This is a genomic window from Leptotrichia sp. oral taxon 221, from assembly GCF_018128245.1.
Taxonomy (GTDB): Bacteria; Fusobacteriota; Fusobacteriia; order Fusobacteriales; family Leptotrichiaceae; genus JABCPH02.
Genome location: NZ_CP072378.1, coordinates 645,893 through 669,997, shown reverse-complemented (window position 1 = coordinate 669,997; position 24,105 = coordinate 645,893). Strand labels below are relative to the sequence as shown.

Genomic DNA, 24,105 nt, shown 5'->3' with positions numbered 1-24,105 from the left:
CACTATTTTAATCCAACTAAATCATGAAGTCTAATTATTCCAACTAATTTTTCATTTTCCACAACAGGCAGCACACTTATCTGGCTTTCTCTTTTTTCCATCAAATTTAGTGCATTTAATGCCATCGCTTCAACATCAATAGAAATCGGATTTTGTATCATTATGTCTTTCGCTTTATAACTAAAAAACTCATCCTTATGAGCCAAAGCTCTTCTAATATCTCCCTCAGTTATAATTCCTTTCAATTTTCCATTTTCTTTCCCCGTATCAGTTATACAAACTGCTCCCATTTTCTTCTTAGTCAAAATCATCAGTACATTTTCAATATTTTCATCTTTTGTAACAACTGGTAATTCATCACCACTATGCATTATATCTTTAACCGTCAAAAGTAATCTTTTCCCTAAACTTCCACCTGGATGATACTTAGCAAAATCACTTTCTTTAAAATCCTTCATTCTTATCAAAACCGCTGCTAACGCATCTCCCATTACCAAAGTTGCTGTCGTCGAACTCATTGGTGCCACACCAATTATACTAGCTTCTTTTTCGACACCAATATTTATGACAATTTCCGAATATTTAGCTAAAGTCGATTCTTCGTTTCCAGTAAACGCAACTATTTTTGCACCTATTTTTTTTATCGGATTCAAGATAGTCAAAATTTCGTCTGAATTTCCACTATTTGAAATTGCTATCACGATATCACCTTTACTTATCATTCCCAAATCTCCATGCAATGCCTCTGCTGCATTCATAAAAATCGAAGAAGTCCCAGTCGAAGCCAAAGTCGCTGATATTTTTCTTCCAATATGTCCCGATTTCCCAATACCAGTAACAACTACTTTATTTTCTCCCATCGAATAAATTTCATTAACAAGTTTTTCAAAGCTAGAATCCATTTTTTTCTTAACCTTTTCCAACTCCTCTATTTCCAAATCAAAAATCGATTGTCCTTCTCTAATAATATCCATTTTTCTAAACAAATGCTCTTTTCATAAATTCCAAAAAACTGATTTATCCCTTTATTTATGAACTTTACAAATGTTTTCTCCTTTCAAAAATTATCTTTCAATAACTATTTTTTCTCTATTTTATCCAAAATTTTCTTAATTTCCTGACTTTTATCTTTATGACAAACAAGTAAGGCATCCTCAGTATTAACGATGACAATGTCTTCTACCCCAATTGTCGCAATAATTTTTTTATTTTCTTTATTAATTATAATATTTCCTTCTGACTCAATCTCTTCATATTTTTCAGATTTTATAATATTATTATTTTCATCTTTTGGAAACACTTCTTCCAATGATTTAAAACTTCCAACATCGTTCCAATCAATATCTGCTGGAATCACTGAAACCGATCGTGTATGCTCCATTACTCCAAAATCAATTGATATTTTCTCAAATTTTTTAAACACACTACTTACATAATCGCTCAGCTTTTTCCCATAAATTTCATTCAAATCAATTTTTCCTAATAAATTTTCAATTTCTTCCAAAACAATTTTATGAGTTTCCATATATTTCTTAATCTCATGCAAAATAAATTCTGATTTCCAAACGAACATTCCACTATTCCACAAATAATTTCCTTGTTCTATATATCTTTCAGCAAGTTCTTTATTCGGTTTTTCTCTAAATCGTTTTACTTTATAAATCTCCATTTCATCATGATGGTTTTTTTTCTTATCAATATATTCAATGTATCCATATCCAGTTTCTGGATAAGAAGGTTTTATTCCAAGCGTTATAATTCTATCTTTTTCTGCCTTTTCAAATGCAAATTCCAAATAACTTAAAAATTCTTCTTCTTTTCTAATCAAATGATCTGACGGCAACACAGCCATTACACTATCTTCATAAAACTTTTTAATAATTTCAGCTGCATAACCAATACAAGCCGCCGTATCTCTAGCCATTGGCTCAAAAATAATATTTTTTTCTGAAATCTCTGGCAACTCTTTTTTGATTATCTCAAAATAAGAAATATTTGTTGCAATAAATATTTTTTCGCTCGGAACTATCCTAGAAATCCTATCTACTGTTTCCCTTATCATTGTTTTCTCTGATACCAAATCTAAAAATTGCTTCGGTCTTGATGTTGTTGACAATGGCCAAAATCTTGTTCCACTACCCCCAGCCATTATTAATGCTACTCTTTCCATTTTTATCTCCTCACTCATTTTTGGATACTACAAATGTTATTTTTAAATTTTTTATTACAAATTTTCTTGATTTTATAAAAAAATAAACTCAAAGAATTTCCCTTGAGCTTTTATGAGGTCTTGGTGTAAGCCGGATTTTGTATTAGTTAATCATTTATCTAAATTGATAATTACTTATCAATTTTAGCGAATTACCCTTCGAGCAAAGACGGGTCGCCTCTTAACTGCTCTCTACTTATTCTTGCTTCAAGAGGGGTTTACCAAGCTAATTTAATCTCTTAAACTACTGGTGGTCTCTTACACCACCTTTTCACCCTTACCCAAAAATTTTAGGCGGTTTCTTTTTCTGTGGCACTTTCCTTAAGATTACTCTCAGCAGTCGTTAACTGCCTCTCTTACCCTATGAAGTCCAGACTTTCCTCTTAAATTTCTTCAAGCGATTAACTCCAAAACCTCTTTGTTTATTTTAACATTTTTTGTATAAAAAGTGAAGAAAAAATTATCCTAATTGAAATACTTCTTCACCAAAATATTTAATCATTTCTCCATCAAAAAATCTAGATATTTCTCGTTCCATTAAATCCGCAAATAAATACTCACTTTCATAATGCCCTATATCTACCAATAATCCGCCTTCTTCTAAAGCATCAAGCGATTCATGATGTCGCAAATCTCCTGTCAAAAATACATCAATTCTATCTTTAATATCATGCATAAACGAACTTCCTCCACCAGTTACAAGTCCGATTCTTCTAATCTTACGATTTTTATCTCCAACAAATCTCACATAATCTAATCCTAAATGATATTTTATTTTTTCAACTAAAACTTGTAAAGTAATCTCATGATCTAAAGTTTTTATTCTCACAGATCCTCCACGAATTCTATCGATTCTATTCTTTCTAAAATTATATTCATCAAATTCATATTGATTAACAATTTCTACATTTCCATTCAATTCTAATTTCTCAAATACAAAATCATTCAATCCATTCGCTGCAAAATCACAATTTGTATGTATCGAATACACTGCTATTTTATTTTCTATTAATTTTAAAACTTTTCTTCCTTGAAGATTTTCAGTTGTTATTCTTTTCATTCCTGAAAAAATCGCTGGATGATGTGAAATTATCAAGTCCACTCCTTTTTCAACAGCTTCATCTACAGCTTTCTCCGTCAAATCTAAACAAAACAACATTTTATTAATATCTCTATTTTCATCTCCAACTAATAACCCAACATTGTCCCAATCTTCCGCAATTTTAGGATGATACAAAGTTTCCAACTCTCCTATTATATCCCTTAATCTCATCTCGTTCTCCTTCATCTTCAATACATTTTTGTATCCGTTATTAATTTACGGTATAATCCATTTCTTCACTAGCACTCGTAAAATCATTTTGTAACAAATCAATTGATAATTTACTCAATGCCTTCTCCTTCAAAATATTAACGTTATGTTTAGAAATATTTAAAGCCTTTGAAATTTCTTTTTCATCATAAACTTTATCTTCTAATCCATACGTCATAACTAGAATTCTCTCATCAATATAATTCAGCTTTTTCGGTATATTTTCCAAAATATACATTTGAGTAATTTTATCAGCCTTCTTAAATATTTCCTCACTTTGAATTAATTCTTCCAATTCAACATTTTCAAATAAATTTTCCAAATCATGAATATACTCTTTTGTCACATTCATTTGTTTACATATTTCATCAATTGAATGCCCCATTTCCTTATCCAATTTTACTTTCAAATACAAAATATACGATAATTCTGAAGATTTAATATCTTTTAACATGTTTTTTTGAAACTCTAAAATATATTTTATTGCAAAATTTTTTATAAATTCTTCTGGAGTTTTCGTGATTTCTTTTATTTGATCATAATAATTAAAGCTAGACAAAACACCTAACGTAGCCTCTTGAACTGTATCCAAAAATGAAAATCCATATTTTGAATACAACAAACTTTCCTTAACTGCAACTTTTAAATATTTATCAATCAACTCTATATCATTATCATCAATTTTATCTTTTAAATCTTCATATTTTTCTTTAATTTCTTCCAAATAATATTTAATTGTATCTTTTTCTTCTACATAAAAATTCTCATTCTCAAGCATTATAAAATCTTGTCCATCCACAGATGTTCTTACTTCAGGAATATTTTCCAAATGAATCATCTTTAAAAGTTCAAAAAAATCATCATCTGACAAACTATTTTGCTCTATTATTTTTTCAAAACTATAATTTCCCTTTTTTCTAATATCTTCCATTATTCTCTTTATCATACTTACCTCTTTTTTTCCAACAAATTTTCCCTAATGAAGACAAAGGAGCTAGTTATCCACTTAGCTCCTATAATCCTCTAATTTTTTTCTTCTACTTGGATGTCTCAATTTTCTCAAAGCCTTAACTTCAATTTGTCTAATACGCTCTCTTGTAACATTAAAGATTTTTCCTACTTCTTCCAATGTTTTTTGCGAACCATCATCAAGACCATATCTGTATCTTAAAACTTTTTCTTCTCTTTCATTCAATGTTTTCAATACTTCATCTAATTGTTCCTTCAACAATACCCTTGTTGTTGCATCATATGGATTTGCAAATTTATCATCCTCAACAAAATCACCTAATTCACTGTCTTCTTCACTACCTACTGGTGTTTCAAGCGAAATCGGATCTTGATTCATTTCCAAAATATTTTTCACTTTATCTACTGGTATTTCCAATTTTACAGCCAATTCTTCTGCAGTCGGTTCTTTTCCAGTTTCTTGTAAAATTATTCTGCTTTCCTTTTTAATTTTATTTATTGTCTCAATCATATGAACTGGTATTCTTATCGTTCTTCCTTGATCTGCAATCGCACGTGTAATCGCCTGTCTTATCCACCAAGTTGCATATGTTGAAAACTTAAATCCTTTTTCATACTCAAATTTTTCAACAGCTTTCATCAATCCCATATTTCCTTCTTGAATTAAATCAAGCATTTTCAAACCTCTATTAGTATGTTTTTTTGCAATACTTACAACTAATCTTAAATTTGATTCGATCAATTTTTGTTTAGCTTCTTCATCGCCTTCTAAAACTCTTTGCGCATACTCAATTTCTTCTTCGTAACTTAACAAAGGTATTTGACCAATTTCTCTTAAGTACATTTTTATTGGCTCATCTACATCCATGCTTTCAGCCATTTTCATTAAATCTGCTTTTAATAATTTATCTACTTCTGTTTCATCAATTTCACTTTCAACAAATTTATCATGAGCATCTTCTTCAAAATCATTCAATTCTAATTTTTCTATTTCTTCTAAGGAATCAGGTACTTTTAACAACATTTCTTTTTCTTTAATAGTATCAACTATTTGAACACCGTCATCTGTTAATTTTTTTATAAATTGATCAATTTTATCAGTGGAAAAACCTACAGATAAAATTTCATTGATTTCTTCGTAACTAGCTACTTTCTGCTCTCTTGCTTGTTTTATAAAATTGGTGAGACTATTTTTTAACGTTCCCTTTTTTTCAGACATAACTTTGTCTCCTTAATTGATATAATTGAATTCATTAATATTTATTTCTGTTTCTATTTCATTGATAACTTCATCATTTAACTTATCAGGACTGCACTTCAATCCCAACATTCGATATTTAACCTGTTTTTCTAGTACTTTCCCTAACTTTACTTTATACTCCCGATATTTCGAATCTTCTGAATTTAAGCCTTGTAATTCTAACTTTTCAATTTCCTCTTTCAAAGTTTCTTTTTTCTCTTTTAATTCTTCAATTCTATTTTTTATAATTCTTTTTATCCAGCTCGTATAAATTTCTCTAAAATATCTATCCCTATCATCAATCATTATTCCAACATCCATCTCAATGCTTATAATCTCTTTTTTTAATAACTTTAACTCATCAAGCCGAACTTTGTTTAATTTCTCTACTTCCTCTTTTTCCAATTCTATTTGAATCTTTTTAAAATTAAAATCAAATTCTTTTAAATTTTCAAATATTTTTACATATCTTGAAGTAGTAAATTTCTTGTTCATCAATTTATCACATTTTCCATTTTTGTCAAAATAATATTTCAATAAATATTTTAAAGTACTCTTTTCTAATTCTTCATAAAGAAAATTCCCCATAAGTTTATTTTCTACTTTTTTTATCGTTTCTTCTTGAATTTTACTATATTTATTGATTTTTTCTTTATTTTTTTTATTATAATTTTTCTCTCTATTTTCTGAAGAAATATTTTCTTCTTCTCTAAAAGTCCCTGAAAAATCATATTCTCTTAATATAACTTCTTCTTTTATATTAAGTCTTTCAGCTAATTTTTCTGCATAAAAAACTTTATCAATTTCTGGCAATATTTTAAAATATTGCTTAAATTGTTGTACTACATTTCTTTTGGTTAATCTGTCATTCAAATCTAAATTCTTCGTATACTTTACATACAAAAAATCAAAAAAATCTTTTGATTCCTTTAATGCTCTTACAAATCCTTCTTTTCCGTGAGCTTTCATAAACTCATCTGGATCTTTTTCTTTTACATTATCCCCCATAACGATGCACTTAATTTTAAAACCATTTTCCTGCAAAATCATTCCAGCCTTTGTTACAGCTTCTTTTCCAGCTTCATCGTTATCATATGATATAACAACATTTTCTGTATATCTTTTTATTAACATAGCCTGTTGTTTTGTAAAAGCTGTCCCCAAACTTGCAACAGAATTAAAAAAACCATTTTTATAAGCTCTTAAAACATCTAAATACCCTTCCATAAGGATTGCGTAGCCTTTTTCTTTTATAATCCTAGCTTTTTCTTTTAGTCCAAAAAGTTCTATACCTTTAGTAAAAATTTTCGTATCAGAAGAGTTCAAATATTTTGGTGCCCTCTTAGAAATGCTCTCATCAATTATTCTTCCTCCAAATGCAACAACTCTCTTAGAACTATTGTAAATTGGGAACATTATTCTATTTCTAAAAGTATCAAAAATTTCTCCCTCGTAATTAGTTTTTGCTAAATTTAAATCTAAAATATCCTTCTCGTTGTATCCTTTTTCTATCAAATACTTAAACAAGCTATCCTTACCATTTAGCGAAAATCCTATTTCATAAATTTCTATATCTTCTGTAAAAAAACCTCTCTCATCCATATATTTTATAGCTTTTTCTGATTTTTTTATATTCTCTTTAAAAAAAGACAAAGCTTCTTCCATAATGCTATAATAAACTTCAAAGTCTTTTTTATAATACATTTGATAATTTTTATTAGCACTTAATGGAATATTATATTTTTGAGCTAGTTCCTCCACAGCTTCAATAAAGCTCAAGTCATTTATCTTCATATAAAAACTTACAGCATTTCCACCAATTCCTGTACTAAAATCTTTAAAAATTCCTTTTACTGGACTAACTACAAACGACGGCGTCCTCTCATCTTTAAAAGGAGAAAGCCCCTTATAGTTCGAACCTACCTTTTTTAAATTTACATACTCGCCTATAACTTCAACTATATCCAAAGCTTCAATAAACTTTTCAATCTCTTCTTTCTGGTATTTCATGTTTTAGAATTTTTATAAAATTCAATTTTTTATAAAAATCTCCCCTCCCTTTCTCTGATTAAAATTTCTAATTAATGGCAACATATTTCATAAATTTTATAAGATATATACTCAAGTCAATTTAAATTTATAATTCTTATCCTCTAATCTTAATTATACCACAAATTTACAAAAAAACAATTCCTCAAATATTTTATTGGAAAATTCTAGTATATTATTTTTTTATTTATTCATTAATCAAATAAATCTTTAATCAAATATCTATTTTTTATATAATTAATTTTCTTTATTTAATAAAATTAGAATTTTAGGGACAGCAAGTCTTAAAATTTTTTAATTATAGATTTGAAAATTTAATTATTTATCGATTTTTATTCATCATCTTTTATAGTTTCTTCATTAATAACTACAACTTCATCATTCATTATGTCATCAAAAACATTGTCCATTATTTCAGATTTATTACAACCCTTCATAAATTCTTTTTTTGCAATTTTCCCAGAAATAATAGCCAATTCATATTTATTAGGCATTTTTTCTAATAATTCATCTATTGTTATTTTTTTTCTTTTCATTATTTCTCCTCTACTCATTAATAATATTAATAAGTTTTTCACATGATTTTTCTATATCAACATTTATTATTGTATAATCATATTTTGGTTGATATTCCAACTCTTTCAATGCATTCTCTAAACGAGTCTTTATCACTTCTTCTGAATCTGTTTTTCTATTTCTCAATCTATTTTCAAGAATTTCCATATTTTCAGTTTTGAAAAATACTAATACTGCATCTTTTTTCTTTTCTTTTGCAATTAATGCTCCTTGAACATCAATTTCCAAAATGACATTCAATCCTTTGTCTAAATTATCTTCCACTACCTTTTTCAAAGTACCGTAATAATTTCCATGAACATTTGCATATTCGTAAAATTCATCATTTTTTATTTTATTTTCAAATTCTTCAGTCGTTAAAAAATAATAGTCTTTTCCATCAACTTCTCCAACTCTTGGCTGCCTTGTAGTTGCAGATATTGATAACGGTATATTTAATCTATCTTTTACAATTTTTGTTACGGTCGATTTCCCAGAACCACTTGGACCAGAAACTATCACAAGCTTACCTTTTTTCATAACTTAGCCTCCTATTATTAGAAATCTTCATTTTTAACATGAATAGGGAAATTTATTTTATAAATCTCCCTGTTCACTTTATTATTTTTACTCTTCTGTAGTTTCAACTACTTCTTCGGTTTCTTCACTTTCTTTTTCTAATAATTCAGCCGCCATTTTTTCAGCTTCAGCCTCAGCTTCTAAATCACTTTTCAAAGTTGCATCTAAATATTTGTAATCTTTAAATCCTGTTCCTCCAGGTATTTTCTTACCTATAATTACATTTTCTTTCAATCCTTCTAACTTATCAATTTTTCCTTCAACTGCTGCATTAGCAAGCACTTTTGTAGTTTCTTGGAATGAAGATGCTGATATAAAGCTTTCTGTATTTACAGCTGCTTTAGTAATACCTTGAATTACCGGTTCATATGTTGCTGGTTTTTTACCTTTTGAAATTAAGATTTCATTTTCTTTATCAACAATTTTCTTATCGATTAATTCTTCTTCTAAGAATAATGAATCTCCAGGTTCTTTAATCTTAATTTTTTGGAACATTTGTTTTACGATAATTTCAATATGTTTATCATTTACCGAAACTCCTTGTTCTCTATACACTTGTTGCACTGATTCAAGTATAAATTGTTGTGCCGCTACCAATCCTTTAATTTTCAAGATATCATGTGGTGATACAGGTCCATCAGTTATTTTAGCACCTTTTTCAATAATCATTTCATTAGTAACAACTAAATGTTCCCCAACTGGAACTGTATACTCTCTAATTAATTCTCCTGTTTCTGGATCTTCAATAAGTATCAATCTCATACCTTTTTTCTTTTTATCTGAGAATACTACCCTACCAGACACTTCTGATAATGTTGCTTTCCCTTTTGGATTTCTAGCTTCAAACAATTCTTGTACCCTAGGAAGACCTCCAGTAATATCTTTGTTCCCTTCACCAGTTTTCAAGATTTTTGTAATAATTTGTCCTTTTTTAACGTGATCTCCTTCATTTATCATCAAATAAGCGTTATAAGGAATATTATATTCAGCAACTTTTTTATTATCATCATTATAAATAATAATTCTAGGGTTTACATCATTACTTTCAATTGGTTTTATCGCAATTTTTTCAGTAACTCCATATTTAATATCTGGATTTTCTCTTACGTAGATATCTCTAAATTCTGCTCTTCCTTCTTCAGATGTAATAATAGGTACTTGATATGGATCAAATTCAACTAAAACTTGTCCTTTTTTAACTTTCTCACCTTGTTTTACTTTTAAAATAGATCCAGATGGGATTTCATATCTATGTGTTCCTATAATTACTCTTCCTGTTTGTGAAACTACTAATTCTTCACCTTTATCATCAATTAATGTTTCGATACCTTTTAATTCAACTACTCCATCAATATCAGCTTTATAATCTGATTGAACAGAAGCTGCTGTTGCTACTCCACCTGTATGGAATGTACGCATTGTCAACTGTGTACCAGGTTCCCCAATTGATTGTGCTGCAATAACTCCAACTGCTTCCCCTTTTAAAATTTCTTTATGATTAGATAAGTCTAATCCATAACATTTTTTACATACACCTTTTTCCAATTTACAAGTTAATGGAGATCTGATACTTACTTCTCTTATATCTAATTCTTCAATTTTCTTAATTAACTCATCTTTTACTAAAGTATTTTTTGGAGCAATAACTTCTCCATTACAAACTAAATCTTCAGATAAGTATCTTCCATAAATTCTTTCTGATAATTTTTCAATTACTTCCCCAGCTTCAACCAAATCAGAAACTAAAATTCCACCAGTACTTCCACAATCATCATGGTTTACAATAACTTCATGTGAAACGTCAACCAATCTACGAGTCAAATATCCTGAATCGGCTGTTCTTAATGCCGTATCCGCCAATCCTTTTCTAGCTCCATGTGATGACATGAAGAATTCCAAAATATTCAACCCTTCTCTAAAGTTCGCTTTAATTGGTACCTCAATGATTCTACCTTGCGTATCTGCCATCAATCCACGCATTCCACCTAATTGTCTCATTTGTGCAACTGATCCTCTGGCTCCTGAGTTTGCCATCATGAATACTGGATTAAATTCATCAAGATTTCCCATCATTTCAGCTGTTACTTTATTTGTAGCTTCAGACCAAATACTTACTGTTTTTCTATATCTTTCCTCATCGATAATATCTCCAGCTTTATATTGTTCTTCAATTTCCGCTACATCTTTTTCAGCTTTTTCTAATATTGCTTTTTTACTTTCAGGAATTTCCAAATCTTCTATTCCAACTGTAATTCCCGCCAATGTTCCGTAATGGAATCCAAAGTTTTTCAATTTATCTATTAATTCAGCTGTTTTCTCAAATCCATATCTTTTATATAATTCAGCTATTAATGTTGCCAATTCTTTTTTACCAAAAGTTTTGTCATAAGATCTTACTTCTTTAGGTAAAAGTAAATTAAACATTAATCTTCCTGGAGTAGTTTTTACCATTTCTCCATCAATTCTTACATTCACAATAGCGTGCGTTCCAATTTCTTTAATTTGATACGCTGTTATTAATTGATTTTTACTAGAGAATGATTTCCCTTCTCCTTTTTCGCCTTTTCTTTCTTTAGTCATGTAGTAACATCCCATTACCATATCTTGCGAAGGTACTGCAATTGGTTTACCACTTGAAGGTGCAATAATATTATTTGTTGCCAACATTAATAATTTTGCTTCCATTTGTGCTTCTTGTGATAATACCAAGTGAACTGCCATTTGGTCACCATCGAAATCCGCATTAAATGCAGAACATACTAACGGATGTAATCTAATAGCTTTCCCTTCAATTAAAATTGGTTCAAATGCTTGAATTGACAATCTATGTAATGTTGGGGCACGGTTTAATAGAACTGGATGATTTTTAATAATTTCTTCAATCAATTCCCATACATTTTCATCTTCTTCTTCAACCATTTTTTTAGCAACTTTAATATTTGAAGCTAATTCTCTTTTAACTAATTCTCTCATTAAGAATGGTTTATATAATTCCAATGCCATTTTTTTAGGTAACCCACATTGATTCATTTTCAAGCTAGGTCCTACTACGATAACCGATCTTCCTGAATAATCAACCCTTTTTCCTAATAAGTTTTGTCTAAATCTACCTTGTTTCCCTTTTAACATATCTGACAATGATTTTAATTCTCTATTATTTTGAGTAACAACTGGTTTTCCTCTTCTACCATTATCAATTAAAGCATCCACAGCTTCTTGCAACATTCTTTTCTCATTTTTTATTACAATTTCTGGTGCATTAATTGACATCAATTTTTTAAGTCTAATATTTCTATTAATTACTCTTCTATACAAATCATTTAAATCAGAAGTTGCAAATCTTCCACCATCTAATTGAACCATTGGTCTCAAATCAGCAGGAATAACTGGCAATACAGTTAAAATCATCCATTCAGGTCTATTATTTGCTACTATCAAATCTCTTACAATTTTTAATCTTTTAATTACTTTTTTTCTCTTTTGTGAAGAAGTTTCTGTATCCATTTCTAATTCTAATTTTTTTTCTAATTCATGTAAATCAATTTCTTCTAGCAATTTCAAGATTCCTTCTGCTCCCATTTTAGCAGTAAATCCATTTTTATATTGACTTTGATATAATCTATATTCTCTATCAGTCAAAATTTTTCCTTTTTCAAGCTCTGTTTCACCTTTATCAGTTACTATATATCTTGAAAAATATAACACTGATTCCAATTCTTTTGTACTAATTCCTAACAAAAGACCCATTCTATTAGGTGTTCCTTTTGAATACCAAATATGAGCAATCGGTGTAGCCAATTTAATGTGACCCATTCTTTCTCTTCTTACTTTAGCCGTTGTAACTTCAACACCACATTTTTCACAAACCACACCTTGATATCTCATTCTTTTATATTTACCACAAGAACATTCATAATCTTTTGATGGTCCAAATATTTTTTCACAAAATAACCCGTCCATTTCAGGTTTTAATGTTCTATAATTTATAGTTTCTGCTTTTGTTATTTCACCATAAGACCACTCTAAAATCTTTTCAGGTGACGCTAATTTTATTTGAATACTATCAAAATCTCTTATACTCATTCGTTAAGAGCCTCCTCAATACTTAATTTCCACTTTTTTCTAAAAGTGGGAAAAATTTATTTAATCAATAATATATTTCTGAAGCCGATAAAACTCCTTCCTATCATTAATTTTATAAACAATTTATGATATTTAACAGACTTTATCAGCTCCTAATTAATTTTATATAAATGTATTCTTTATTATTTTGATCTAACTTTTTTACTAATCAAATTTCAACTTATCCTTCGATATTTTTATCTAATTTAATTCTTCCTCCCTCTTTATCATAAAGAGTCACATCTAATCCTAATGATTGGAATTCTTTAATTAATACTCTAAATGATTCAGGTGCATCAGCTTCAGGCATAGGTTGACCTTTTACAATTGATTCATATGTCTTAGTTCTTCCACTAATATCATCTGATTTAACAGTTAACATTTCTTGTAAGATATTAGATGCTCCATAAGCTTCTAATGCCCAAACTTCCATTTCTCCCAATCTTTGTCCACCAAATTGCGCTTTTCCTCCTAATGGTTGTTGAGTTACTAATGAATATGGTCCAATAGCTCTCGCATGCATTTTATCTTCTACCAAGTGGTGTAATTTCAACATATACATTCTTCCAACTGTTACTGGATTGTCAAATGGTTCTCCTGTTCTTCCATCAATCAATTTAACTTTACCAGTTCTGTTATATCCAACTTCTTCCAAATAGTCTTTTACATCTTCTTCACTAGCACCATCAAATACTGGAGTGGCAATATATTTATCAATATCTCCGATTGCTAATCCCAAGTGAACTTCTAATACTTGCCCAATATTCATACGTGATGGTACCCCAAGTGGATTCAAGCAAACATCAATTGGTGTTCCATTTTCCAAATGTGGCATATCTTCAACTGGCAATACTCTAGATACAACCCCTTTATTACCATGACGTCCTGACATTTTATCTCCAACCATGATTTTTCTCTTCTCAGCGATATAAATTCTAATTAATTTATTTACACCAGCTTTTAGATCGTCACCATTTTCTTTAGATAATTCTAAAACATCTACTACAGTTCCTTTTACTCCGTGTGGCAATCTTAACGACGTATCTCTAACATCTTTTGCTTTTTCACCAAAAATTGCTCTCAATAATTTTTCTTCTGCAGGTGGTTCAGTTTCACCTTTAGGCGTTACTTTCCCAACTAAGATATCATCAGGCGTAACATGTGCTCCAATTCTAATAATTCCATTTTCATCAAGATTTTTTAATGCTTCTTCTGATACATTAGGAATTTCTCTAGTAATTTCTTCATCTCCAAGTTTTGTAGTTCTTGCTTCTATATCAAATTCTTCAATATGTAATGAAGTAAACACATCATCTTTTCTCAATCTTTCAGATATCAAGATCGCATCCTCAAAGTTATATCCTTCCCAAGGCATAAATGCTAACAAGATGTTTTTACCTAACGCTAAATCTCCTCCAGCTGTAGAAGGTCCATCAGCAATAATATCACCTTTTTCAACTTTATCTCCCAAATCAATAATTGGTTTTTGATGTAAACACATTGATTGGTTAGATTTTTCAAAGTTTAATAATCTGTGAGAATGTTCTTTCCCTTCAGCATCTGTTACAACAATTTTTCTAGCATCTACATACGTTACTTCCCCAGCTGCTTTTGAAGTTATAACCGCTTTTGAATCAACCGCTACTTTTCTTTCCAATCCTGTACCAACATAAGGTGCTTGTGTTTTCAATAATGGTACCGCTTGACGTTGCATATTTGATCCCATTAATGCCCTATTGGCATCATCGTGTTCCAAGAATGGAATCAATCCAGCTGAAACAGAAACTAATTGTTTAGGCGAAACGTCCAAAATATCAACTTTCGATTTATCAATATGTACAATTTCATCTCCATAACGACAAACAACTTCATCAGTTAAGAAATTTCCATCTTTATCAATAGGCGTATCTGCTTGTGCTATAAATAATCCTTCTTCTTCATCTGCTGCTAAATATTCAATATCATTAAAGTCTGCTTTACCATCTTTTATTTTTACAAATGGTGTTTCAATAAATCCATATCTATTAACTTTCCCATAAGTTGAAAGTGAAGCTATCAATCCGATATTTGGTCCTTCTGGAGTTTCTATTGGACAAATTCTTCCATAATGTGAATTATGAACGTCACGCACTTCAAATCCAGCTCTATCTCTTGACAATCCACCTGGTCCTAACGCAGAAATTCTTCTCTTATGAGTTAATTCTGATAACGGATTTGACTGATCCATAAATTGTGATAATTGTCCACTTCCAAAGAACTCAAGAATTAAAGCATTCAATGGTTTCGTATTCAATAAACTTTGTGGTGTTAAAGTTGTAATGTCTTGAATAGTCATTTTTTCTCTAACCATTTTAGCCATTTTCAACATTCCACCTTTAACTTGAATTGACAACAATTCTCCAACTCCTCTAACCCTTCTGTTAGACAAGTTATCAATATCATCAATAATTCCTTCACCACTAAATAATTTTTTAATATAAGCAATAGTTTGTAAAACATCTTCTTTTGTCAAAACTATTACGTCTTCAGGAATATCTAATTTTAATCTTTTATTTATTTTATATCTTCCAACATCTGCTAAATCATATCTTTGTGGATTAAAAAACATTTGTTTAACCAAAGATCTTGCACTTTCTATAGTAACTAAATCTCCTGGTCTTAATTTTTTGAAAACTTCAATTACAGCTTCATCACTATTTTTTGTATTATCGTTTACAACTGCATTTGCAATAATTCTATCTTCTGGTTTTACTTCCCAAATAGTTACTGATGAAATCCCATTTTCAATTAATTTTTCAACAACTATATTATCAATTGGTTCTTGTGATTCAACTATAAATTCTCCTGTTTCTTCATCTACGATATCTTCTTTTATGAAACTACCTTCAAGTTTATTTCTCAACACTTCTTCTAATTCATTACCACTATAATTTTCAGCTAATGCTGCTAAATCTACTACAGTTTCATTGAAAAATTCATTCATAATTTCTTCATTAGATGAAAAGAAATCTACTGCTTTCAAGAAAACTGTTGAAAGTACTTTCTTTCTTCTATCAATTTTTACATTTAAGACGTCATTTTTATCAGTTTCAAATTCAAGCCATGTCCCTCTATAAGGAATAATTTTTCCAACAAACATATCTTTACCAGTTTGTATATTCAATTCTTTATTAAAAGTAACTCCTGGCGATCTATGTAATTGCGAAATAACAACTCTTTCAGCTCCATTTATAATAAATGTTGCTTTATCCGTCATCAAAGGGATATCTCCAAAGTGTACTAATGTTTCTTGAATTTCACCTGTTTTCTTATTAGTCAACTTTAATCTAACTTTTAATTGACCTGAATACGTTTTCCCTCTTTTTTTACATTCTAATTCATCATTCAATGGTTCGTCGTTATCGTGAATTTCATACCATAAATATTCTAACTTAAGTAATCCATTACTTGATTCTATCGGAAAAACTTCATTAAAAATTGCCTCTAATCCTTTATCAACTCTTTTTTGTGACGGAACTTTTGCTTGTAAAAAGTCCTCATATGAATTCAATTGAAATTCTAGAAAATCTGGCATCTCTCCTCTATCTACTATTTTCCCGAAACTATATCTTTCAATAAGTTTGTTCATTTAAAAAATTCCTCCCTATATAAAGAACATATTCTTTTTTATTAAAACTTATCATTTTATTATAATGTTCTCTCTTTATTTTTTATTTTTATAAATTTACCTTCAATAAATAGCGTCTCTGTTCGACATAACTTAAAAATAAAGACGAACATTACTAATACTATCTAAAAATTAATACAAAAAAGAATAGATTCTAACAGTTTTAAGTCATTTAACAAAATATCTCAACTCTGTCTATGTCACTTACTTATTTTGATTTTAGTAGTGGAAAAAGACACTCTCCTTAAAGAAAGAGTGTCTTTAAAATTTCTTTTTTATACTACTATTTTAATTCTACAGTTGCTCCTGCACCCTCTAATTGAGCTTTTAAAGCTTCTGCTTCTTCTTTAGAAACTCCTTCTTTAACAGCTTTTCCACCAGCTTCAACTAATTCTTTAGCTTCTTTCAATCCTAAACCAGTGATTCCTCTTACTTCTTTAATTACAGCTAATTTAGCTCCACCAGCTGATACTAAGATTACATCAAATTCTGATTTTTCTTCAGCTGCTCCTCCTGCTGCTGCTCCACCTGCTACTGCTACTGGTTGAGCTGATACTCCAAATGTTTCTTCGATTGCTTCTACTACTTCTTTTAATTCTAATACAGACATAGCTTTTAAATCTTCTATAAATTGTTCTTTATTGAATGCCATTATTTTATTTCCTCCTATTTTTTCTTTTAATTTTAAATTTATTATATATAATTATTCAGCAACTGCTTCAGTCGCACCTTGATCTGCTACATTAGTTAACGCAACAGCTAACATTCTAACTGGCGATAATAATCCGTAAGCGATTTGACCAAGTAATTCTTCTCTTGATGGTAATTTAGCTAATGCTTCTATTGTTTTAACATCGACTCTATCATTTTCTAACATACCACCTTTGATTTGTATTTTATCTTTTAATTTATTACTGAAATCAAAGATTAATTTTGATGGAGCAATACCATCTTCATATCCTAATGCAAATGATGTTGTTCCTTCTAATAAGTCGTCAAAATCTGTATCAATCCCAACTTCTTTCAATGCTATTTTCATCAATCTATTTTTAGCAACAAAGTATTCAACCCCTGCTTCTCTAGCATTTTTTCTTAATTCAGTATCTTCATTAACACTAATTCCTTTATAATCAACAAAAACCATTGCTTTAGCATCTTTTAATTTGGCAGTTAAAGCTTGAACTGCTTCTACTTTAGATTGTGCTGGCAATTTGTTCACCTCCTTATATTAAAAAACCTCTGAAACAAAAACAATAGCCCAGAGGTGTTTTATCTAACGAATCCTGATTATATCCTAATTAATTCTATATATAAAACTACCTCGGTAGGGATTACAGAATTTCTTCCACCTACTGTCTTTGGTTTTGATATTTGAATATCTTTCAAACATCTTAAAACATTATAAAGTATTTTTCTAAAAAAGTCAAGTATTTTTTTAAAAAATACAACTTTTTAAATAAAATTTATAAAATACCATAATAAAAACACAGGCTTATTGAAATATACCTATGTTTTTATTTTTTTACAACAGTAAAACTGCTAATTAACTAAAACTTTTACTTAATTTTGTATTCATTTAACAGTTACAAATATTTCACAAAAATTAAATTAGTATTATTTATTTATAACTATTTAGCTACATATGATCCTGCTAATAAAGGATCTATTTTGATTCCAGGTCCCATTGTTAATGAAATAGCAACTGTTCTTAAGTATTGTCCTTTAGATGCTGCTGGTTTTAATTTAACAATTTGATCTAATGCTACTTTGAAGTTTTCTACAATTGCTTCTTTAGAGAAATCAACTTTACCAATTGGTAAGTGAATTGATCCTAATTTATCAACTTTGAAAGCAACTTTCCCTTTTTTAAATTCATTAACTGTTTGTTCAACATTAGTTGTAACAGTTCCTGATTTAGGGTTAGGCATTAATCCTTTAGTTCCTAAAGTTCTTCCTAATTTACCTAATTTAGGCATCATGTCAGGTGTAGCGATTACTAAATCGAAATCTAACCATCCACCTTGAATTTTATTGATGTATTCGTCATCTCCTGCAAAATCTGCTCCTGCATCTAGTGCTTTTTGAATATTTTCTCCAGAAGTTATCACTAATATTTTAACTGATTTACCAGTTCCATGAGGTAATACAACTGTACCTCTAACTTGTTGATCAGCATGTCTAGGATCTACTCCTAATCTTACTGCTAATTCTACTGTTTCCACGAATTTAGCACTTTTAGTATCAAAAACTAAATCTAATGCTTCTTCTGGAGTGTATATTTTTAATTTATCTACTTTTTGAGAAATATCGTTATATCTTTTTCCTCTTTTTGCCATTTATTATTTCCTCCTTTGTGGTCATTGGCATTAAGCCTTCCACTTACTTTCTAATAATTTAATAATCATTTTTATTTTTAATTATTCTGCTATTTTAATTCCCATACTTCTTGCTGTACCTGCAATAATATTCATTGCTGCTTCAACACTTCCAGCATTTAAATCTGGCATTTTTGTTTCTGCAATTTCTTGTAATTGAGCTTTAGTTATAGTCCCAGCAACTTCTTTTAATGAATTTCCTGCTCCTTTTTGAACTTTAGCTGCTTTTTTTAATAAATCTGATGCAGGTGGTGTTTTTAAGATAAATGTAAAACTTCTATCTGCATATACTGTTATTTCTACTGGAATTACGAATCCCATTTTATCTTGTGTTTGTGCATTAAACGCTTTACAGAACTCAGGAATATTAACTCCATGTTGTCCTAAAGCTGGTCCTACTGGTGGTGCAGGATTTGCTTTCCCTGCTTCCAATTGTAATTTAATCTTTCCGATTACTTCTTTAGCCATTTTTCCTCCTTTGTGGTAATTGAATTTTTAAAATCTCCCACTTTTTCTTTCTAAATAAAATTTCGCTAACTATTCTTTAAATACTTTTCAATCATCTGTTTTTAAAATTTGTTTTTTTACATTTGGTTTCTAATATTCTAATTTCGAAATTTCGTTATACTCTAATTCTACTGGCGTTAATCTACCAAAAACTTCAAGCATAACAGTAACTCTACCATGTTCATAATCGATATCTGTTATTTCCCCTTCTTGATCAAGGAAAGTTTCTTTAGTAACTACTACCTTATCTCCTATTTCAAAATCAATCTTATAAAGTGTTTTTTGTTCTTCATTTGTATCAATTCCTACTTTAGCTAGCAATTCACTTGCTTCTTCATCTGATAAAGGTATAGGGTCACTTCCAACTCCTACGAATCCCGTTACTCCATTAGTATTTCTTATCACATACCAAGCATCACTATCAACACGATATCCTAATCCCAATTCATTTTCTTCTTTAACAGAAAGCATTTCTATCATAACATAACTTGGAAATAATTTTCTAGGAACTTTTACCATTTTCCCTCTTTTTTCTTCCAAAACTTCTTCTTCAGGAACTAATACCCTGAAAACTCTATCTGTTAAATTCAAGGATTGGATTCTTTTTTCTAAATCTGTAGCCACTTTTTTCTCGTAACCTGAATATGTATGAATTATATACCATTTTTTTTCGTATACAATTTCATCATCTTTTTTTTCTATATTTTCAGTCACTATTACGCGCCTCCTAAAAAGCTCCTTAATATTTCACTTATTTTCGTCAATACAAAATTAAACGCCGTATCAAAAAGAAGTGAATAAATAGCTATAAAAGCTGTTATCAATAACACTATTACTGTGACATGATATGTTTCACCTTTTGACGGCCAATATATTTTTTTATACTCTTCACGCAAATTCGCAAAAGATTCTTTTAAATTTAATTTACTCATAACCATCTCCATAAAATAAAATGGCAGGTCAGACAGGAATCGAACCCGTAACCCTCGGTTTTGGAGACCGATGCTCTACCAATTGAGCCACTGACCTATTTCATATTTGTACTATTTAACTTCTCTATAAAGAGAATGTCTTCTTAACACTGGATTATATTTTCTCATTTCCAATCTTTCAGGATGAGTTTTTTTATTTTTAGTTGTTACATAATGTCTCAACTTAGTTTCAGTGCATTCTAAAATTACTTGTACTCTCATTTTTTTCTATCCCTCCCAATAAAATATTGGTATTACCAGAATAAACTAGCATAAATATGATACCATCTTTTGTTTCTCTTGTCAACTACTTTTTTTATTTTTCTATAAATTTATTTTTATCATCACAATCAAATTCGATATAAAGTCAATGAAAATCATTATTTAAACTAATTTAAAAAATATTAATTTTCTAAATATTTATTCAAAATATCAATTGCTTTATCATAAATTTCTGTTAAATTATGTTTATTTTTTTTTCTTTCAAGCATTATATAACTTTTTTTGTTTTTTTCTAACAATTCAATAAGTTTATTATCGTATTCTGAATTTTTTTCTTCAGGATTTTGAACGTAAATTATTTCATCAAAATTATTATTTCTAATAAAATCTTCTATTATTGGATGTTCTCTTCCTTCAGTTATGCTTGCAAAAGCCTGTAACGACATAAATTCTGTATCTACAAATACTAACTTATCTGAATTTTTTATTGATTTTAAGATTTTTTCATTTTGTCCATAAACAATTTTGCTATAATCATCATACTGTAAATTTTTTGCATTTCCGTTCAATTCTTCTTTAATGTATTTTTTTCTGTATTCTTCGACATATGTCGTATTAAAATAATTAGCTAATTTGTGTGTTAAATTCGTTTTCCCTGAGTTTTTTGAACCGATTATTGCTATTTTTAATACAAAAAATTCTCTGACATATCTTGGAATGAAAAACCAGTTCTTATAAGGATTTTTTCTTATTTCCGTTGCACTTATGTAAAAATTATTTCTTTGAATGTCTATTGTCTGTATTTCTAAATTTTTATTAAAAGTTTTTTCAAAATTTGGTAATGTCAAAAAATTATTTTTATAATTTTCTACATCTTGAGTTTCGTTTGTAAAAATCATATCTACTTTTATATTTTTTTCAAGTAATTTTTCCTGAACTCTTTCACTCCAACCTTTCCATCCATTAGGATAAAATGGTATTCCATCTTCAGCTAAATGCAACACTTTTATATTTGATTGATTCTTAAAAGTTTGTTCCACAAATTTTAATCTATCTTTTATCGTTGGCATTTTTTTCATTTTTGACTCATTAAAAAGTTTCAAATCTCTTTCATCGTCGGTACATACGAAAACATACAATGTATCTACATATCCACTCGCTTTTTGAATAAAATCAACATGACCAATGTGTAATGGATAAAATTTTCCAAATATTATTCCACATTTTTTATTTTTTTTCTCCAATTCTTATCCTCCTTTTTATTTTTAGTTTAAATTAAAAATCCTCAATAACCCTTTTCCTCTCTTATTTTTACATAATTCGCCATCTTCCTCCTACGAATCTTGCTTTCTTAGTCCCATTTGATGATAAATCAGAATTATCGTTGTCATCTTCAATTTCATCATCTGCTTCTTTGAACAGCAACTCTTCGTTTTCAGAATCTTTAGAATCTATATTATCTTTTATATTTGTATCACTGTTTTCATCTTTTTGCTCTCTTCGTGCCTTTACAGTCGTTAAAATTTCAAAATTTGGTATTTCAAACGAACTGCTTTCTTTAGAATTTGTTTCTGGTTTTTCTTCAACAATCTTTTCAGAATCTTCTTTTTCAGTAATATTTTCTGATAATTTTTCCAAGACTTTTTCATCTTTTATTTCTTTTTCCTCAGTTTTTTTAGATATTGGTTTTTCTTCCTTTTCAATAACTTTTATTTCTTTTTCTACTTCTTTTGTTTCCATTTTTTCAACAGTATCATTCAATTCTTGAGAACTTTCTTCTGATTCTAAAATTTCTGATTTTTCTTCAACTTTTAATTTTTCTTTTTGTTTTTCATTTTCTTTATTTTCTTTTTCTTTTATAATATTTTCTTTGTTTTTTTCTTCCTGAACAACTTCCTCTTCTACTATTTCTATTTTTTCTTTGTTTTTCTCTTTACTATTTTCTTCTTCTTCAATGAAATTTTCTACATTAGGAACTACTTCAAACTCTAATTGATTATTAGGATTTAATTTTTTAGGGTTCGTATATTCTTTATTTGCATATAATTCTGCAATTGATTTTACTTCGCCTTCTTCCATATTTTTCATAGATAATTTTTCTCTAATATCTTCTAGTATTCTTTTATCTTCATCATTCAAATGGCTGAAAACATCGCTATAATATTCAATATTTTTAGTATCAAATTCCTTCATGAATTGATTTATCGTTATTGATGTTGGATTATAAGCAACATGATATTGAATATCAGCGTTTTTTTCAGAAAACATTTCATGAATAAATCCCATTTTTTCTAAATCAGACAAAATATCTTTTATTAAAAAAACACTCATTCCCAATCTGTCTGATAATTTTTGATAAGTATATGGCGATTTTTTCTCTTCAAAATTTTTAATTATTAGAGATAAAATCAAAATTCCTGCTTCTCTTTTTACTTTTATTGGAACTTCTTTATTTTGATTGTACAAAAACTCATCTGAAGTTTGAATCGAAAAAGCTATTTGCGATCCCAATAGTATCGTTACCCAAACATATTGAACCCATATTAAGAAAATCGGTATTAATGCTAAACTTCCATAAATGACATTGTAATTTGTTATTGTTGATTGAAGTAATAAAAATAATAATTTCCAACCGAAAGTCAATACTGTTGTAACAACACCCGCAATAATTGCTGGTTTAATCTTTACATTTATGTTTGGAACCAAGTAAAATATGAACGAAAATAATAAAATATATGTCAAAGGTCCAGAAATACCAATAAATAAATCTATTAGTATTTTTTGTTTAGGAAAACTTTTTATTATACTTTCAGCAATGTATGAATTAAAAGCTGAAAATGATATAAAAAATATTGGTCCTAAAAAGATTATTGCTACATAATCTACCATTCTTCTTGCTAACGATCTTTTTTTATTAATTCTCCATATTTTATTAAATGAATTTTCTAATGTTATCAAAACTTTAGAAGCCGCATAAAACAAAACTATTATCCCAACTCCTGCTAATACTCCACCCTCTGTTGAAACTAATAATTTTTTAGCTACATCTATAATTACTTTTAACATTCCATTATTTCCAGGCCAAATTTCAAAAAATTTTTGAATAAACATTTTTTCCAAACCAAATCCTCGAGTAATCCCAAGAATAAGCGCAACAATGGGAAAAATCGCTAAGAGCGAATAATATGTAAGAGCTATTGACAACATCTGAGTATCTCTATCTCTATAATTTCTATAAATTAAATACACCATTTGTTTCAAATCATTTAATTGATTTTTGGCATTCTCTATTCTTTTGTTATTTTCCATCATTATTCTCCATTTTTCT

19 protein-coding genes, 1 tRNA gene, 1 other RNA gene and 1 other annotated feature are annotated in these 24,105 nt (G+C 28.9%); all 21 genes read right to left on the bottom strand.

The window, feature by feature from the left end; genetic code table 11:
• Positions 1-2 precede the first annotated feature (2 nt).
• On the bottom strand, positions 3-974 hold the full coding sequence (locus J4863_RS03040) for an SIS domain-containing protein (protein WP_211619302.1): 972 nt from the start codon (positions 972-974) through the stop codon (positions 3-5).
• Between the two features lie 104 nt (positions 975-1,078).
• Positions 1,079-2,170, bottom strand: coding sequence for a mannose-1-phosphate guanylyltransferase (locus J4863_RS03035; protein WP_211618991.1), 1,092 nt, complete (start codon positions 2,168-2,170; stop codon positions 1,079-1,081).
• A gap of 110 nt (positions 2,171-2,280) precedes the next feature.
• Positions 2,281-2,626, bottom strand: an RNA gene (gene rnpB, locus J4863_RS03030) — RNase P RNA component class A.
• 43 nt (positions 2,627-2,669) lie between these two features.
• The gene (locus J4863_RS03025; protein WP_211618990.1) at positions 2,670-3,482 is read right to left on the bottom strand and encodes a Nif3-like dinuclear metal center hexameric protein; all 813 of its coding nucleotides are present in this window, start codon (positions 3,480-3,482) and stop codon (positions 2,670-2,672) included.
• A 40-nt stretch (positions 3,483-3,522) separates the two neighbouring features.
• Positions 3,523-4,467: an RNA polymerase subunit sigma gene (locus tag J4863_RS03020; RefSeq protein WP_211618989.1), complete on the bottom strand. Its 945-nt coding sequence runs from the start codon at positions 4,465-4,467 to the stop codon at positions 3,523-3,525.
• A gap of 60 nt (positions 4,468-4,527) precedes the next feature.
• On the bottom strand, positions 4,528-5,709 hold the full coding sequence (rpoD, locus tag J4863_RS03015; protein WP_211618988.1) for an RNA polymerase sigma factor RpoD: 1,182 nt from the start codon (positions 5,707-5,709) through the stop codon (positions 4,528-4,530).
• Between the two features lie 12 nt (positions 5,710-5,721).
• Positions 5,722-7,740, bottom strand: a complete 2,019-nt coding sequence (gene dnaG / locus J4863_RS03010) for a DNA primase (RefSeq protein ID WP_211618987.1) — start codon at positions 7,738-7,740, stop codon at positions 5,722-5,724.
• A gap of 371 nt (positions 7,741-8,111) precedes the next feature.
• Complete coding sequence (locus J4863_RS03005; RefSeq protein WP_211618986.1) at positions 8,112-8,315, bottom strand: DNA-directed RNA polymerase subunit omega; 204 nt, start codon at positions 8,313-8,315, stop codon at positions 8,112-8,114.
• Between the two features lie 10 nt (positions 8,316-8,325).
• The gene (gmk, locus tag J4863_RS03000; protein ID WP_211618985.1) at positions 8,326-8,874 is read right to left on the bottom strand and encodes a guanylate kinase; all 549 of its coding nucleotides are present in this window, start codon (positions 8,872-8,874) and stop codon (positions 8,326-8,328) included.
• An 87-nt stretch (positions 8,875-8,961) separates the two neighbouring features.
• Entirely contained in the window at positions 8,962-12,996 is a 4,035-nt protein-coding gene (gene rpoC, locus J4863_RS02995; protein ID WP_211618984.1) for a DNA-directed RNA polymerase subunit beta', read from the bottom strand.
• 220 nt (positions 12,997-13,216) lie between these two features.
• Complete coding sequence (gene rpoB / locus J4863_RS02990) at positions 13,217-16,663, bottom strand: DNA-directed RNA polymerase subunit beta (protein ID WP_211618983.1); 3,447 nt, start codon at positions 16,661-16,663, stop codon at positions 13,217-13,219.
• A 322-nt stretch (positions 16,664-16,985) separates the two neighbouring features.
• Positions 16,986-17,354, bottom strand: a complete 369-nt coding sequence (gene rplL, locus J4863_RS02985) for a 50S ribosomal protein L7/L12 (protein WP_211618982.1) — start codon at positions 17,352-17,354, stop codon at positions 16,986-16,988.
• 51 nt (positions 17,355-17,405) lie between these two features.
• Entirely contained in the window at positions 17,406-17,912 is a 507-nt protein-coding gene (gene rplJ, locus J4863_RS02980) for a 50S ribosomal protein L10 (RefSeq protein ID WP_211618981.1), read from the bottom strand.
• An 11-nt stretch (positions 17,913-17,923) separates the two neighbouring features.
• Positions 17,924-18,082, bottom strand: a sequence feature (ribosomal protein L10 leader region).
• Positions 18,083-18,330: 248 nt separating this feature from the next.
• On the bottom strand, positions 18,331-19,038 hold the full coding sequence (gene rplA, locus J4863_RS02975; protein ID WP_211618980.1) for a 50S ribosomal protein L1: 708 nt from the start codon (positions 19,036-19,038) through the stop codon (positions 18,331-18,333).
• 81 nt (positions 19,039-19,119) lie between these two features.
• A complete protein-coding gene (rplK, locus tag J4863_RS02970) occupies positions 19,120-19,545 on the bottom strand; it encodes a 50S ribosomal protein L11 (RefSeq protein ID WP_211618979.1) in 426 nt (141 codons plus the stop codon).
• A gap of 129 nt (positions 19,546-19,674) precedes the next feature.
• On the bottom strand, positions 19,675-20,298 hold the full coding sequence (gene nusG, locus J4863_RS02965) for a transcription termination/antitermination protein NusG (RefSeq protein ID WP_211618978.1): 624 nt from the start codon (positions 20,296-20,298) through the stop codon (positions 19,675-19,677).
• Positions 20,299-20,300: 2 nt separating this feature from the next.
• The gene (gene secE, locus J4863_RS02960; protein ID WP_211618977.1) at positions 20,301-20,516 is read right to left on the bottom strand and encodes a preprotein translocase subunit SecE; all 216 of its coding nucleotides are present in this window, start codon (positions 20,514-20,516) and stop codon (positions 20,301-20,303) included.
• 21 nt (positions 20,517-20,537) lie between these two features.
• Positions 20,538-20,613, bottom strand: a tRNA-Trp gene (locus J4863_RS02955).
• 14 nt (positions 20,614-20,627) lie between these two features.
• Positions 20,628-20,777 (bottom strand): 50S ribosomal protein L33, encoded by a 150-nt coding sequence (gene rpmG, locus J4863_RS02950; protein WP_178935316.1) that lies wholly within the window; start codon positions 20,775-20,777, stop codon positions 20,628-20,630.
• A 182-nt stretch (positions 20,778-20,959) separates the two neighbouring features.
• Complete coding sequence (gene nadR / locus J4863_RS02945; RefSeq protein ID WP_211618976.1) at positions 20,960-22,021, bottom strand: multifunctional transcriptional regulator/nicotinamide-nucleotide adenylyltransferase/ribosylnicotinamide kinase NadR; 1,062 nt, start codon at positions 22,019-22,021, stop codon at positions 20,960-20,962.
• Positions 22,022-22,088: 67 nt separating this feature from the next.
• Positions 22,089-24,086 carry a YihY/virulence factor BrkB family protein gene (locus tag J4863_RS02940; protein WP_249111564.1) on the bottom strand — a complete coding sequence of 666 codons (1,998 nt, stop codon included), beginning with the start codon at positions 24,084-24,086 and terminating at the stop codon, positions 22,089-22,091.
• Positions 24,087-24,105 lie beyond the last annotated feature (19 nt).